Consider the following 16,575-nt stretch of genomic DNA (forward strand, 5'->3'; position numbering starts at 1 on the left):
CTAAATATTAAAATAGCAATCGATAATATGAAGTTTGTGTTCATGATATACATTTTAATAAATGTTATTCTAGCTTATAGTTTTGCGATATAACGGTCGATAACCAGGGTGCGCTTTCGAAGAAATGTCTTTATTCCGGCCTTATTTACAGCCATACTGTTATTTCCAACTTTCCACTTTTCAAAATCTCTTTTTTGCGACTCTCGTATTTCTGCGGCAAAGGTTTCTATAAATTGCATCAGTTCCTCAAACTGATACTGCTTATATTCGTTCCATGTTTTACTTAGTAATATTCTAATTTCTGGATCTTTAAGAATTTTTTTATAAAATTCCGATCCTATTCTACTATCACTTTCCCTAATCAGCTCAAGATCAACATAGTTAAAATAGGTTCTTCCATGCTCTTCACTAAATCCAAATGCAAAATCAAAGTCCCAGATAGGCCCCATTGTAAATTTTCCGCCTAATTTTTTATGCATATAAACACTCTTAGGATGACCTATCTCATGGTTACCGACCAGCATATTAACAATTATAAAATTGACAAACTGCTGTTTGTCAAATACACTACTAAAGGAATTCTTAGGGAATTCTTTAGAGAACAATAAGTTTTCAAAATTTTGAAATTCATTTTTCCAAGTTTCGAAATGCAATGCTGATTCGGGATCAGGATCTTTTAACATAACTGGTAAATTTAAATGCGCTGTTTTAAATTTCCATTCCTCATCAAAATAATTATCAAGTTCCCATAAAATACCATCATCACCTACATTGACCCTATTTTCATGGATTTCTACCTGCTGTGTTAAATTATAATTACCCTGATAAATTCCATTTATCGTCAAATCTACAGGGATAATATCATGCGTAAAAGGAAGGCCGAGTTGCTTGCCTATTTTCATAGCAACCGCATTTGTCATCAACGTATAGTCGTTATAATTGGCAAGTAATACCCAGTCTTTTGCTTCCGCCAGATTGAACAATGAAGCCTTTTTATCTAATTTCAGTCTAAATGGTTTCTTGGGTTTACTCCAGGTGGAATTACCTCTCCCCTTAATCTTAGTTCTTACCACTTCAAAATCCTTAAATTTATTGTTCCCATCAATATATATTGAGCCAGTTAGATAAACCTCTTTATCTACCACTTCCCTATTATCATCGATATTGATAAAGATATGGGGCACTACCGCTTTAACATTCTCATTTAAAACCGGTAATTCCTCCACATTAGAAAGATCAATGTCGTCCACAGGTCTTTTTGTGCAGGCAATCGTGGCCAGCATGACAAGCATTCCAATTAAGAATTTCTTCACTACCGAAGTTAACTGTTCTAATTGTAGATACGATTTATTCATTTCACCAAATTTATATGTCTGTCTTAATGTATTAATAGATAGCCTTTAATGGGACATTACCTCCCAAATATCTCGTTGCTTATTTATTTACGCTATTATCCTTTTTAATCAAAGTCGGTGCAGATTCAACAGCTTTAGCTAGCAGCACCCGCTTACAGTTTTCCTTCACTTCTGGAAGCAGCAATTTAATCCATCCAATAATTGTTTTTTCATGTTTAATATGATACAGATGCATCGCTTCTTTGACCAAAAGCTCTCCACGTACTATTGCACGAACCGCTTCCAATTTAGTTTCTTTAGGTATCTTTCTCATCGTTAAATGTTGCTTGTTATTACGACAATTTCCCTGTTCATCAATACAAAACAAACACTAATTGAGAACATTATATATCGCTAAACTGTCTCATATTAATATTCTTAAGGACTCGACATACAAATACTTCATTCCAATAGTGCAAAAAATACAATTGACAAGGCAAAACCATCCGTCTGAAAAAATGTGACCGTTATAATTTTCGATTAAAAGAAACTTTTTTTTAGGGAGTACATAATTGAGACTATTTCTTTTGATCCATTTCTTTTTTTACTAAATGAATAAATGCCGAAGGGGGTATTCCTGTCACTTCTTTAAATGCGCTTGAAAATCTACTCAGTGAAGTAAAACCGCACATCTCTGCTAGAAACGAAATTTTATACTCAAAAAGATCAGGTGATGTTCTTAATTTTAAAATAATGTATTCAATCCGGCTTGACTGAAGATAATTATAAAAGTCCTTACCCCTAAATTTTTGAAGGACATAACTTGCGTACCGGATATTTGTTCCCATACGGGAAGCCAGTTCCTGCAATGTCATACTTTTCTCCAAAAAGAATTGGGTCTCTTCCTGCTTGACAAATTCTCTGTACAACCGTTCCTCTGTGTTTTTTGATATATTAATTTCCTTTGTCTTAATGGCATCACTGTTTTCCAGCTTATCGATCACAACGGAAATGGTCTCAATAGATTTAAACGACTGAATATTAACAGGCTCCACATCATTCTGTTTACCACTGATCACATTATACTGCCCCTTAGAGACCGATTGCCACTTCAAAAAGTATAAAACTCCAATCACTACAATCAAAAGAATAACACCGATTGCCAGAGTATATCTATCTCGATAATATTGCTTTTTTACATTAAATATCTCGATAAGATCATCCGAAATTACTTTAGCAACCTGGTCTTGCTGGCCTTTTATACCAATCGCTCTGCTTGTGAATTCTAAAGCCTTCTGCATATCCCCCATTTTCTGGTAATACTTCGCCCATGATTCATACGTTAACATTTTCAATTCTTTAACATCCCCACTAGCTAGGTAAGGATCTACTTTATTCAGGTAAGCGAAAGCTTCACCAAGATTATTTCCTTCCAGTGCTACATCCGCTTTTGCTCTTATGATATAAGGCTTCAGATTACTTTCTACATTTCCGATCTTTTTTAACGAAGCATCGAGGCATGAGTCTGCGGCGACCAGGTTTCCTAGGTTAAATTCACAGATTCCCATTAATTGATCATTGGTAGCTTTGATCAAAATAGCTTTGCTATCCTCATCGCCATCAATATGGATCAATAAAGAGGCATCTTTCAAATGTTTTTTTGCGTCCGTAAAATCTTTCTGTTCAAAAGAATGGAAAGCACGTTCATGCAAAATATTGATCTTAGTAAGCATTTTCTGCTGTGGATCCAATTGATTTTCATTTGCAATCTCTGCTTTAGAAAGGTATCGTTCTGAAACCTTTAACAACCCCAATTGCCTGAATGATGTTGCCAGAAAGCCCGAAGTAGTGGCTTGCCAAGAAAAATTTAATGTTGCATTTGAAATAGTATCTGCCCGCATGGCATTCAAAATGCATCCTTTCATATTGCCAGCATTTTCATCAAGTTTAGCAGACAGCATATAAGCTTTGATTTTTTGTTCATCCGTATTCGCTACCTGCGCTAAGGAGTCTGCCACCCGGTGGGCCTCTTTAATATCTGAAGCAACCAAAGTAACAATAACATCGAGGTAACGTTTATTAAAGTTACTTTGTAGCTCCACCTGAGCACGAATAACAATAAAACACCAAAAAAATAGAAAAATGAAAAAACTAACTGATTTCATAAGAAAATGGTTAACAAAAAACGTAAACTATTTTTTAAGAGGGGGGTATTTACTAGGAAAAAAAGAATCGATGAACAGCTTAACTTATGGCAATACAAAAAATAAAAACAGAGCAGTTGCCACTATTCCTCCCAAAATGGCTGCAAGAATTAAATCCCTGAATTTCCATTGTCGTATCGGCCCAGAAGCCAATTGATCCTCCTGTTTAATCGTTAGCCTAAAGTCATGGAAAGCCCTTAGATTATTGGTATTGATAACGATATCCATAGCCTTTTGCACTTCTCTAAGTAAATGAAGATAGGCCAGCTGAGACGACAGATATCCTATTTCATTATTTCTCACATCCTCAAGCTGAAGAAAATCATCCAATGCCCTATCCAGATCATCACATATGGCCATAGCTTGATCTGGACAATTCTTTGCAATGGTAGACTTAAGTTTTTCTTCAATCTCCATTAACATTATCAACAGTTCTTGCGGGTCATAAGATACTGAATTCATCATCATAGATAATAGTAGCTACGTTTTATTTAACCAGTTGCTAAATATCCATATTTAAATTTACCCACCCAATAATACAAATTACAAAATAAATTAACAAATTAATAATCAGCACAATAAATTAACAAATACGTAACAATTCTTATTATTAGTGCTTACTGTGTATATTTTTATCCGAATCTTCATCGATATAATATCCTTTATTATTTTCAGCTCCGTCCACGAGCCTCTTTAGACCACCTTGACGTTTTATTTCATCAGCATATAATTCTTCATAATCTTTGGTATACATCGCATCTGGTACGACATGAACATCAAATACAATTTCCTGAGATGGAGCATCCTTAAAGTTTCCATACAATGTTATATAGTGTTTGACATACCCAACATTTTTCGAACTATTATAACTCAAGGTCAGTAGTCTTTCCTTTCCCGGAGGTACCGAAAATGTTCCATTTCCATCCTCCAATTTGAGACATCCACAAGAAGTGATGATATCGGTAATCATCAAAGGGTTTTTACCGGTATTTTTTAAATTAAAGGATAGATCCTGCTGTTGACCTGCCAACACAGGGTAGTAATGTCTATCGTTGTCTTCAATCTCCATGGTTGTCTTCCTCTTGGAAATATCCATGCACGAACTTAACAGAAAAACGATTCCTGTTAAAAAAATGTAATTAATATAATTGTATTTCATCACAAGCTATCACTGATTTTTTAATTTCTTTATTCCTATAAATCCGAAACTGTAGATCCGTATTTTTTGGTATTACAAATTTCTTATCCAACAATGCTACTTGAGCTCCGATATTGAAATCTGGCCCGCGACATACCAGAATTTTTTTTGCATCTGCAAAAATTTCTACCTGATCGGGCACTGCCATTCGATGCTTCTTATCAATTAGAAACCGTATGGATATTCTTTCTGAAACTTCCTTTGTCAAATTAGCAGACCCAGCTATTACTATATCTTCTCCAGTTAAAAACCAGCCTTGATTAAAGTCACTCGTAAATCCGGAAAGATTGTCTATCAGAAGGGGCGCATCATGATAGATTTTATCCGAAGCCAGTCCCTTTACACTTGGATTGACAAAAGCAGTTAATTTAAAATCAGTTTTCATCAAATCATCCCATGCTACCAGATAGGTAGCTAGATTTCCATCTTCCTCTTTATATTTAATCAGATGTTCAAAATCCATATATTTCGACAATCTTTTTCTGTATATCTCTTCATCTTCAAAAAAACCATTCTTTCTATTTTTTTGATGATAAGCAATCTGTAATTGAGTATAACTCAAAGCAGTCAGCAGTTTATCTATCTTAAACTGCTCATCACCAGATAGCTTAGGGACACATTTAAGTAGGTTTTGGTATAGGGATATAAATTTATCAGAATCAAAATAAGATGCCGACCGGAAAGGACCGTAAACATCAGTGGCAATATTTTTCTTAAGAACAGCAGCTTCCATATCCAAGAGATATGACGCCAACAGCTTTCCTGTAATGGGATAAAACTTTTGATAATAATTTTTCACCAAGGCTGTTACCGAAAGGGTTTCGTCTATCATTATTGCACTTAGCACATAAGTCTTCACATCATCAAAGGGAGAATAATCATATCCGCTTCCATTTAAAAAAACTCCTTCTACACCTAATTTTGAAAAATATTCCATCTGTGACTTTACTCTTTCGAGCACGGGAAACGGTGTAATGTAATCATCGAAATTCGAGATATAATCCCATAAGTATATATGGTTGGTTTTAGAAGCCCACTTTTTCACATGATCCGAAAAATCCTGGATCTCAGACACACCTGTGTCCAACTTCGGATTTTTGGGCAGATTGATGGTGCTCAGAAATATTCCCGCATTATCCTTGACTTTACCTCGCGGAGCTTGTATGGAAGTCCTGTATGCTGTCGTGAAGAAATAGTGCCCTGGAAATTTCAGAGCAAGCTTATTCAACATAAACACCACTGATTCTGTTGTATTTTTATCCGTATTTCCATGACCACGGCATAATGAGCAGGTACATACCAGATCATTATCATTTGGACTTATCATAAACCATTTTGATTCCTTTTCTCCATGACCATAAGCATCTATGACAAAATCTGAAATAGCCTGAAAAGTTTCCTCCGATGAAAAGCAGAACTGTTCTTGCATTCTTTTTCCCCGCACTTCCGCTAAGGATTTCTCCGGAATACCCTCAGAAAACACATCTTTCAAGTTATGCCCCCATAAGCCCCAATCCCTGTCAATACTATGGCTAAGCAAGATTCCGGAATAATCATCATCTAGATTCGGCAACAGATGAGGCTCACGATATTTCATATGAAAATTAGCCTTACGACTTTTAAAATCCATATAGTTTGGCGGAAGGTCCATAACATCCAAATGGTGATCATGCCCCAATTTATCAATCAATAGATAAGACAACCACCTCAGAGTTGCCCTTTCTTTGGCAAAAAAAGATAATTTACCTTTCTCATTGACAATTTCATAATCGTACTTTAGATCAGGAACTACTTCAAAATAAATCATATTCCCAGTAGATGCGTTGTTCTGTGTATCCGAACGTTGAAACGTCACTGTATTTTGCTTTTCCCTTCTCTTCACAAGATGACGATAAAAATAATCTGCCGCTTCTGCACTTTCTTTATCGCCATTTGAAGCGATAAGAAATTGATCCTTAGAAAAATTAAACCCACTGCTTTTATCCTGACAATTGCTCATAAAAGGAAAGAAGAATAAAAACAATATGATTACCTTAGAACGAGACATGAAGCTGAAAATATAAATTATACAAATTACGATACGTCGTCGCAATAGAGGATTTATCTGTTTGAAAATTGTACCAGGTTCCAATTACGCTTGCTCCAACATTTTTAGTTATAGACCGTCCCAATCCAGCACCGACCATTGCATTGAATACGTTAAAACTATTGTACAGCTGATTGTTCAACAAATCAATATCGGGCGAATTCCCAATACTGCCTAGTGCCATGATGTAATTTCGGGGATTACCCATAACGTACTGCGCTTTTGCACCTAGACTATAGAGATAGAAACGCTCCCCTTCGCTATCGAGCAAGAAATTGCTTAGTTTAACTCCCAAACGGAAATCATCTATTTCTTTCGTCATTCCCAGATTCAGATTCAGTAAATTTTGCCCTGAAAAGAAACGCCTATATCCTATTCCGGCTTCAGCTTCCCAGCTCGGTTTCCATTCATATAAAGCAGCCGCATTTAGCATCATTTTTGCAAAGAATTTATTCGAAAGAGCAATATCAATACGAGTAGCTAGCTTTGACGTCCAAGGATTATACCACTCAAACTGCCCCTGTATTCCTTTACCTTCATCTCTTCCAGCATAATTAACCCTTCCAGTATATGATGGCCCCGTATGGACAAGTCGAGTATATTCAACTGTAGAAATCGACGATATCACATAGTCATCTCCGAATCTTGCCCTTAGATGCGAAATTCCAACATAATTTCGAAGTGATTTCTGTCCCAGATAATTCAGATGATTTTTAAAATCTTTTACTTCCACAAGAGCAGGTTCATAAAATTTTTGATAATTATAAGCCGAATCATATTGCTTAAGCCCTTCATAAGCCAATCCCTTCATATACTTCAGGCTCCTATTATTGCCGCGATAATAAAGCGCAGTATCAATTGTCAATAAAGCCCTGTTATGGTCTTTCGCCTTCAGTAGCCTTCCCGCATAATCTTCTGTCGTACTCACAAATGTATTGAGCAAAGGTTCATGAAATGGATTTTGTTTCACCTGTCTATGCAATAATGTCCAAGAATCTCCGGAATTATTTCCGCTGTGATTCATTGCTTCCGCTAATTTGATTTTAAAAGTTACCTCTTCACCGTGCAGTTCAACCCCTCTTTGCGCATAGCGTAACATAGCCTCATAATCTTTTAATTGATAACTAAGATTGATCAAGTTAAGTAAAGCCTCAGTATTCTTCTCATCCATAGAAACCCAGCGTTGCGATAAATTCCGGGCTTCGGTAAGACGATAGCTTTCTTTTAATTTTTTTATCCATGGAAAGATCATTTCCCCATATCCAATAATGAGTCTTTCACGATCTTGAGCATGCGCTGCCTGCAGGATCTGTTCATATAAGTCAAGTGCATAGTCAAGACGTCCCAGCTTATTATATAGATCTGCTTTTTTCATTATCAGATCAGCATCTCCCGGATTGTTTAAGAACATATCATCCAATACGACAATAGCATCCTGATATCGGTTCTCCATGAAATAAGCACTAAAAAGACCTTGTTGCGCTACTATTACAGCAGCCTCATCTCCATGCTGTATCACTTCCTTCCAGTTCGACACGGCCAGCCTCGGTTTGCCATCCAGCATATTCGCTTTAGCCTGTTGGAGCATAATCGCCACATAAGATTCTTTAAGATCGGCATCACCAGGGTATTTCACAATATATGCACGGGTCAATGTGGCTACTTTAGCATGAGCATCCATCTTTTTATAAACCTCAAGTTCCTTCATATCAAGATCTTTTCTATCTCCGGAACTCCGTCTGTGCTTATTCAAAGCATCGATTGCCTCTCCATACTGTTCTTTTGCAAGCTGTTCATTAAACACATAATCAAAAGCTTCCTTATTTCCCGGTGATCCTTCGAAAATCTTTCCATATAAAGTCAGAGGATCATTATTTTTGGCATTTCGGGCAGCTTCCATTAAAAAATAGTTATACTGCGAAAGCAAATTTTCTGTACCATTTTTCATTTCCATATTCAAAAAAGCCAGAATTTCGGGATACCGCTGCTGGTGGTGCAGTATCGCTATTTTTTTCTGCACAAAATCGCTATTTCTCGGAAATTGATTCAATGCTCTTTCGGCATAGATCAGCGCATTATTATAATCTCCAGCTTTGATATAATGATTGACTAATGAAAAATAAGTATCAGCCTGACGGGGCTGTTCATCTATCATTTTTCTTGACATCTCAATCGTTTCATCGATCCTACCCGATTTTTTCACTTCCACAAGTCGCTTATCCAGCATATAAGCCTGATCATTTTTCAACTCACGGTCTTCGGGATAGATCTGTGAGATACGCTTAAGCAGCCGATCTGCCTCAACATGGTTTCCCATAATTCTGTATAGTTCAATTTTTTTTCGCCACAAACCCTTCCAATAAGGATTGACTTCCAGCAGCTCATTGATATAGCAGATTGCACTGGAATAGCGGTGTGTTTCAGTTTCCACAGCCACTAGCATGTGTTTGGCATCTACATTTGCAGGAGCATACATTAAAGACTTCACCAGTTCATATCTTGCCTGTTCATATTGCTGTTTATTGAGGTGATATTTCCCGACGAGCATCCGCATATCAGCATCCTTTGGGTTCTTATTCAAGAATTCCGTTGCAAGTTTTTTACCCTCTTCCCATTTTCCCTGTTTATAAAGCTCGTTGATTTGATAGGCATCCTCGTTCCGTTCGCTGGTCGTTCCTGCACGTTGTGCATAAATTGGCTGACAGGAATATAACGATCCGAAGACTACAATCAGTACTCTTAAATATTTAAATCTGTTAAACATTGTTTTTTGCGGTATTAGCGTTATTGGATGGAGAGAATCCCTGTCTGGTCATTTGACCCCATTTGAAATTTCTCCGGGTTAAATATTGAATGTATCCCCTTAAAGTGAATATAACCACCAATGGGTGATATAAAATCGCTTCAAAAGCTGAAAAAAATACCAGTTTAAAATATTCGGAAAAGTTTCTGTAAAGTTTTTCCAGTACCAGATCATACGATATCGTAATAACCGATACCGATAGCCCGATGAGATAAGCATACAGCAACATCATCCAGAACGTGTCAAAATTCACCTGATTTGTGATAAGTAAAAATATCATGAACAGAAAGCCTGTAAATTCTATTATTGGGGCTAAAAACTCAAAGAAGACAATATAAGGCATCACCAAAAATCCCAATCTTCCATAATCTCTGTTGAGAAAAAATTTTCTATGATCGATGATAAACTGGAGCATGCCACGTCCCCAGCGGGTACGTTGTCTATTTAGCACTTTTAGATTGGGCGGACCTTCAGTCCAGCAAAGACTATACGGACATTGCACGATCCGATATGGACGCTTATTTTCTCGCATGTAAGCGATCATCCTGACAGTCATATCCATATCCTCAGCATGCGAAGCCGAATCAAACCCTCCTGCAGCAATCACAACCTGTGTATCAAAAAGTCCAAATCCTCCAGAAACATTAGGAACGGCATTGATCATGGACCAGCCCATTTTTGCTACGAGGTAAGAACGGAGATATTCTGTTTCCTGAAACAGAGGAATTAATCCACTAGGTGGCTTTACACGGGTGATACGGCCTTTATCTATCGTACAGCTATTGACCATACGCATGGTCGCACCAACAGCGATCACGTGCTTGTCCGAATCCAGTACCGGAAGTATAATCTTACATAAAGTATCTTCCGCCAGGATGCAGTCCACATCAGTATTGATAAAATAGTCATACTGGGCAATATTTACACCTGCATTCATGGCATCGGCCTTGGTACCACCATTCTCTTTATCGACAACAATCAACTTACTATATGCCTCATTTCTGGATCGTAAAACTCGTTTAACGTGCTTACAGTACACTTTATACACATAAAAATAAGGCACTTCCTCCAATTCAAATTCCTCGATTAAAATATCCAATGTTTTGTCTTTACTTCCATCGTTTACAATGATCACTTCAAACTTGGGGTAATCAAGATTTAAGAGCGAGTTGACACTGTCATAAATAATAACTTCTTCATTAAATGCAGGGGCAACAATAGAAATTCCAGGTGCTTCATCCGGAAAACTTTTAAGATAATGCTCTTCTCTTATCGAGTATCTATAACGATAGCGGAGTGTATTGTAGTAACTCAGCACCATTAGCAGCACATAGAAAAGGGCCAGCGCGGTAGCATAGAAGTAAATGATATAGGTAAAAAAATAAACCATGTTTAATTAAGTTAGCGTGAAACCATTGTTTTTTCGGCAAACACCTGATTCAAAAGGATATGCTCCCTTTCATTATTCTGAATTTCTCCCTTTAATTGCTTTAACCTAACATCACCCTCATGGCCATGATTTCTAATGGATCTAGCGATCAGAAGTTTTGTATTGGCATCTTCTGTTATCCTGTAAGCATCGACCAGAAAGGCCAATGTGGTCTTTCCGACAAACTTACCCATAGTCTTGATTATTGCACCCCGCACCACTGTAGATTCCAATGCATACCGAGCAATCAGATCAGAGGCACATTCATGGTACTGTAGCTCACCTAAAGTCAGCACAACCTGAGCTCTGACATCTCTATTTTCATTTTTTTCCAAAAATCCAATTAAGGAATGCGCAGCTTCATATTGTTTGAAATGCCCAATTTCCTTTAAAATAAACAGGATATAATTGGGATTTTTTGAACTATTGACCCATCGCATTAGATTCGGTAATTTTCCTGAAATCGACCTTTTGACCAACGTCGCGTGTAATCTCAGTTTATCGAGCTGTGTAAATTCCTCATCAAAATTCTCTTCCATAAATCTAAAAGGATTATACGTATCCTGACTCGTATATAGATCTCGTGCGGTTTTTCTGATATAACGGTTTTTATGAAAGGTTGATTTAGAAAGTACACCACTGTTCACACCATTGTCCATATCACCAACGATCTGTAGCGCAACCTTTCTTCTATCTACACCGGAAGTCCGAATTCTTTTCTCCCAAAAGCCCATAAGACTCAGAACAGCCAAACAATTCTTATAGTTAATTTCGTTTAATTCACCCTGCTTGTACACCGTATTCTTAACCGTCAATACAACATCAGTAATCATTTCTGGATTCCAACGTTTGGTATTGGCAATATCATATTCTAAAAGTTGCTGTATTTCCTCCACATCATAATTCGTTTTACTTTTCATCACAAACATTAGTTTCTCTTCGAAATGAGTTTTGGTTTTCACTTTTCCCTTTTCTCTTAAATGGATCTTGATTCCGATATAAGCCAATCGTAACATTCCAAAAACTGTTAACAGTGCCAGAATCATCACCATAAATACGGTCATTCTAATAATCAAGGGATAACCATTGTACAGCGAACTCAAGTAGCTCAAATAGTAGAAATAATAATCGTAGTACATAAAATGCTCTTTATTTTTGGTAAAATTTATTTTCTTGTCACATAAAATATTATGGAATGTGCGGTAAAAATATTCCATCACACTTCTTAGCAAAGTTTATATTTTGTTTTGGTTCCGGATGTCTCAAATTATACTGCCGACGGGAATTTATCAATCTTAACTTAGGACGACAGCAATCATAAACAACTACAAAACAATATTTTAAAGCATTATAAAAACATTCACAATAAAAACAAAAGAGATAAAGTTTACATTTAAAAGCAAATGTTTCACAATAAATGTAGCAGATGGGGTATCCTAAAATAAGACATTCAGGTTACTTTCTTCCGTATAGGCATCAAGAAACAAAGTAATCTCAATAAGAAAAATCAAATCGTTTTACTATCAAAATCTGTCCAATAAATTATAATAAATTTCAGGTATAATTTTCCGCTATAGCGCAATTGTTAAGAGCGGCATCGCTATTCTAGGAGCGAATTAGATTTTAATAAGAATGGAACAGGAACAAGCCCGAATGGACAGCCCTAATAAAATAGCACGGTTATACATGTTCCGTACAACAATTTATATTACAGATTTTTTTTCAAATCTAAATTGATGGGGTGAACAGCCAAATTCGGTCTGAAAATTCCGATAAAAGGAAGCCCTGGAACTAAAGCCGCAGATGAGTGAAAGATCTTCAATGGTATAAATAAGATGGTCCGATTTCAATTGCCTGGCGGCATAATTCAAGCGAAGCTGATTTATAAATCCATTAAAACCTCTATCAAATTCCTGTTTTAAAAAAGATGCAACATGTGAACTGGGTATTTCCACAAGCCTGCAAAACTTTTCTTTGTTCATATCAGCATCCAGAAATGCTAAAGTCTCTATAAAATTTTCGATTCTTTTTCTATAACCCACTTCCTGTTCCTTAGTCATTAAATTCGTTTTTCTTGCAGAAGTTCTTTTTTTAGATTCTCTTGGTAATGAAAACAGATGGCACTGCACTACGTCCCGAACTTCAGCTTGACTTTGTTCCCTCCATGTAGCTCTCCCGCACGCAAACAATAAAAATGAAATTGAAAATATAAAAAACATATAGAGCATGACCATCATTTCTCTGTGGTGATTGATATTGCTTTTATTTTCAACGATATTCCATACTGATTGCAGTAATAAAATCAGCATGACAAAAAATGTCCCAAACCACAACTCTTTTCTAAGCATCCCTTTTGGCAATTTAGCCACATAAGAAACAATCAGAGGCCACAGTATAATGACATACCCGACCATCTGAACTAATGTTAAAAAATGTAGAAAAATCGAATACTCAAAATGATACTGATACCGAAGAGAAGAATTTAGTGTCAAAAAGATAAAGAAGATACAGGTAAGGAAAAACGGGATTAGATGCTTCCAAAAACTAAGATTACCCTTAGTAATTCCTAAATCATTTACTAACAATAAAAACACAGGACCATACAGAAGACCTAAAGGAAAAGATAAAATCAGGTATAACCATTGCGAATAAAAAAAGCTGGACATGTATCCAAATAACAAATGGGATATTCCCACAAAAAGTATGATCACAAGGTGACGATGAAGTTTCTTGCTTTCCTTTCCTATTCCAATAAAAATAAAAATGGTATCTAAGGATAACACCAGTACAGTGAGCACGGTCAATAACATATTCTAATTAGGTTAAGATCAATTTGTCAATAGACAAAAAAGGGGATATCTTAATTTCTTATCTATTGGTATAATTTATAACCAAATCTAATCTAAAAAGAGAAACAATTCCCTTTAACAACGAGTATATTTTGAACTTGTAGTCAAAAAACTACAAAGAGATACATGAGAATAAGATGAACAACTATTACAATAATTAATTTATGTACAATTATGGAAAATCTGAAACTGTCTTCATATTTTTATTTTTAACTCTTCCCCCAATACTTTCGGAAATAAATATATTTTTCTTTCCGATTACATTTTAAAAAAGGGAAGCAGAAATAATAAGTAAGTATTTTAGTTTAAGAAATAAAAACGTGTATGGTAAAAACTGAAACAATTATAGCAGTCAAGAGTGTACATGAAAGTTCTGAATTTTATCAGAAACTATTAGGCTGTAAAAGTGAACACGGTGGTCATACATTTGATAGATTAACCAGTGAAAATCATGTTGTCCTTTGTTTACATAAATGGGGAGAGCATGATCACCCCACCATGTTACAATCGGTAAAAGATAATGGAAATGGATTAATACTTTTCTTTCGAGTGGATAATTTGTATGTCAAATTTGAACATGCAAAAGCAGTGAATGCAACTATTGAAAAGGAAATTCATTATAATGAAAATTCACTCAAAAATCAATTTTTACTAAGAGATCTGGATGGATATTACTTAATTATATCCGAATAGAAATGTACATATTACGTAAAATTCTCGGATGGTTTTGGTTTGTTTATTAACGTCGTAACAAGTCCTGCTGCGCCTGTAGAGCAGCTGGGCTTCTAATTTAAATATCAACATTATTTACATATAAGCATAGCCTTGATCCGAGATCCCTTTTACGCATAAACAACATAAATAGGTCCACTTATGGTACGAAGAGTGAGCCAATCTTTATTTTGAATTTTCTTTCCTTTCAAATTGAGGCAAAGGATCCTTGACCTATAATTTAGTGGACAAACATTCTTCAATCGATGTGCGTCTTGGTCAGTTACTGGACGTAGACCAGTTGACAATTTATATGTCGGAAAAAATTTTCTCTTACAGAATAGCACACTGTTATTACATTTACATTTTTTCATCATTTTTTCGCAAGTTAATTCTACTTAATGAAACCAAAGAAATCGCTTGACTAAGTTTTAAAATTTACATCAAGCCTAGTCCAAACAACATAATATGAACGCTGCGCTCACTTAACAGTTAAAAAACAGGAAATGAAAATGCAATTTTTAATCTATATCGCTGCTGGTAAATTGATCTTTGATCTTATATTTTAAAATTTTATATAAAAACCGATTCAAATACACAAAAATCTATACGTATTACAACGGTGTCTTTGCTTAGCAAAAAATATTTCAGTACTTTTAAAGTTCGAAGAATAAAAGAAGAAAGAGTTTAGTGCTAATGACAGGATTATGCATAAATGAATCGGGAAAACCAACAAGGGGCAAGGCAAACAATTCTTTATAAATAAAGCATTTGTTTATCCACATAGGTAGATAAGCCCCTTTGGTTTTAATGTTTTGCAAACTATTCAGGTTGCCGGATCTTGTTTTTTAGTAACCCGTCATATAAGTACCGCACTATCTCATCAATGATCTGCGGATGTAAAAATGAATTTTTGAACCCTTTTCTTTTCATCATTTCTTGGTTAAAAATTGGTCAGTTATAATAAGTCCACTGGAAGAAAATAGAAGCTCTTAAAAAAGGGAAAAACCACTATTTCTACCGCCTATAAAGTACCGGCCAAACACATTGAACATCGCTTCCAATAGGGGTCGATTTTTCTTTCTGCTGCAAAGCAAATAAAGAGAGCTCCTTGCCCCATTGTCTCATGTTCATAAATTTTGACCGTTTCATTTACGAGACTTTAATCAGATAACTGATTGTTAAACAAATATAAAAAATCTGTACGACATAAACAAATATAATAACCAAAAATATTTTACATACAATAAAATGGCAAGAACAGTAAATAAAAAGCTAGCAGAATTCATTTCAGAACGTTTTAATGAAATCATGATAGAAACAGGATTAGATCTAGAAATATTCGCTGCCTATTCAAAAATTGGTTATAGTACTTTTAGAACCTACCATAGTCGAACAGTTCCAATATCAGTAGAAACCTTACATAGAATATGTGAGCCTTTCGATATATTACTGAGCGATTTCTTTACAGCCAATACCCCTTTAATCATCAGTGAAAAGATTAAAAACAAAGCGAATACTTTCGCTGCTCAATACATACTGGAAAAGAAAAAGATAATAAAAGAAGATGATATTATTTTTCACAAAAAACCAGTGGGCTCTGGCAATAAGTGGGAACGTGATATGATCAAATACATTACTTTACATACAGATTATTTCCATACAGAAAGATCAATTGCTGACATGGTACATGACTTTACCAAAGACTTTGATTTTCCACTTGAATCTGGACGTATTTATGAATTATTACGTAAATATGTAGGCCCTACACTTAAAAAAGAACCATCCATGCGTCTTAATAACGATAAGAAGACCTCTAATAGAACTGTTTTCCTTTACAGTAAAATTTAATATTGAAAGTTCTGTTTTAAGCAAAAAATCTCAAAAATTTGATCATCTCACCTCAGGAAGATCAAACTGTCAGCAATATTTTCAATTAAGTCCAAAATATAGTCAGTCTT

At 35.5% G+C, this 16,575-nt stretch carries 12 protein-coding genes; 2 read left to right on the top strand and 10 right to left on the bottom strand.

Annotation, left to right across the window (positions count from 1 at the left end; all coding sequences use genetic code 11):
* Positions 1–74: 74 nt before the first annotated feature.
* The 10 genes from ACFS6I_RS17470 to ACFS6I_RS17515 all read right to left on the bottom strand — a co-directional run bounded on the left by ACFS6I_RS17470 (position 75) and on the right by ACFS6I_RS17515 (position 13,864).
* The gene (locus ACFS6I_RS17470; RefSeq protein ID WP_380922502.1) at positions 75–1,355 is read right to left on the bottom strand and encodes a CotH kinase family protein; all 1,281 of its coding nucleotides are present in this window, start codon (positions 1,353–1,355) and stop codon (positions 75–77) included.
* Between the two features lie 79 nt (positions 1,356–1,434).
* Positions 1,435–1,668, bottom strand: coding sequence for a hypothetical protein (locus ACFS6I_RS17475; RefSeq protein ID WP_380922504.1), 234 nt, complete (start codon positions 1,666–1,668; stop codon positions 1,435–1,437).
* Between the two features lie 244 nt (positions 1,669–1,912).
* Positions 1,913–3,499, bottom strand: a complete 1,587-nt coding sequence (locus ACFS6I_RS17480) for a helix-turn-helix domain-containing protein (protein ID WP_380922506.1) — start codon at positions 3,497–3,499, stop codon at positions 1,913–1,915.
* 84 nt (positions 3,500–3,583) lie between these two features.
* On the bottom strand, positions 3,584–4,006 hold the full coding sequence (locus ACFS6I_RS17485; RefSeq protein ID WP_380922508.1) for a hypothetical protein: 423 nt from the start codon (positions 4,004–4,006) through the stop codon (positions 3,584–3,586).
* A gap of 142 nt (positions 4,007–4,148) precedes the next feature.
* Positions 4,149–4,634 carry a DUF1573 domain-containing protein gene (locus tag ACFS6I_RS17490; RefSeq protein ID WP_380922510.1) on the bottom strand — a complete coding sequence of 162 codons (486 nt, stop codon included), beginning with the start codon at positions 4,632–4,634 and terminating at the stop codon, positions 4,149–4,151.
* Between the two features lie 43 nt (positions 4,635–4,677).
* The gene (locus tag ACFS6I_RS17495; protein ID WP_380922512.1) at positions 4,678–6,735 is read right to left on the bottom strand and encodes a DUF4838 domain-containing protein; all 2,058 of its coding nucleotides are present in this window, start codon (positions 6,733–6,735) and stop codon (positions 4,678–4,680) included.
* A gap of 34 nt (positions 6,736–6,769) precedes the next feature.
* Positions 6,770–9,586, bottom strand: a complete 2,817-nt coding sequence (locus ACFS6I_RS17500; protein ID WP_380922514.1) for a tetratricopeptide repeat protein — start codon at positions 9,584–9,586, stop codon at positions 6,770–6,772.
* On the bottom strand, positions 9,579–11,015 hold the full coding sequence (locus tag ACFS6I_RS17505) for a glycosyltransferase family 2 protein (protein WP_380922516.1): 1,437 nt from the start codon (positions 11,013–11,015) through the stop codon (positions 9,579–9,581). Before ACFS6I_RS17505 ends, ACFS6I_RS17500 begins: the two co-directional genes overlap by 8 nt.
* An 11-nt stretch (positions 11,016–11,026) precedes the next feature.
* Positions 11,027–12,193 (bottom strand): HEAT repeat domain-containing protein, encoded by a 1,167-nt coding sequence (locus ACFS6I_RS17510; protein ID WP_380922518.1) that lies wholly within the window; start codon positions 12,191–12,193, stop codon positions 11,027–11,029.
* Between the two features lie 564 nt (positions 12,194–12,757).
* A complete protein-coding gene (locus tag ACFS6I_RS17515) occupies positions 12,758–13,864 on the bottom strand; it encodes a helix-turn-helix transcriptional regulator (protein WP_380922520.1) in 1,107 nt (368 codons plus the stop codon).
* Positions 13,865–14,227: 363 nt separating this feature from the next.
* Between ACFS6I_RS17515 and ACFS6I_RS17520 the strand changes: the two genes are divergently transcribed.
* Complete coding sequence (locus ACFS6I_RS17520) at positions 14,228–14,596, top strand: VOC family protein (protein ID WP_380922522.1); 369 nt, start codon at positions 14,228–14,230, stop codon at positions 14,594–14,596.
* A gap of 1,269 nt (positions 14,597–15,865) precedes the next feature.
* Positions 15,866–16,465: a hypothetical protein gene (locus ACFS6I_RS17525; protein ID WP_380922524.1), complete on the top strand. Its 600-nt coding sequence runs from the start codon at positions 15,866–15,868 to the stop codon at positions 16,463–16,465.
* The last annotated feature ends 110 nt before the right edge of the window (positions 16,466–16,575 follow it).

This window comes from Sphingobacterium anhuiense, assembly GCF_042686355.1.
GTDB lineage: Bacteria > Bacteroidota > Bacteroidia > Sphingobacteriales > Sphingobacteriaceae > Sphingobacterium > Sphingobacterium anhuiense.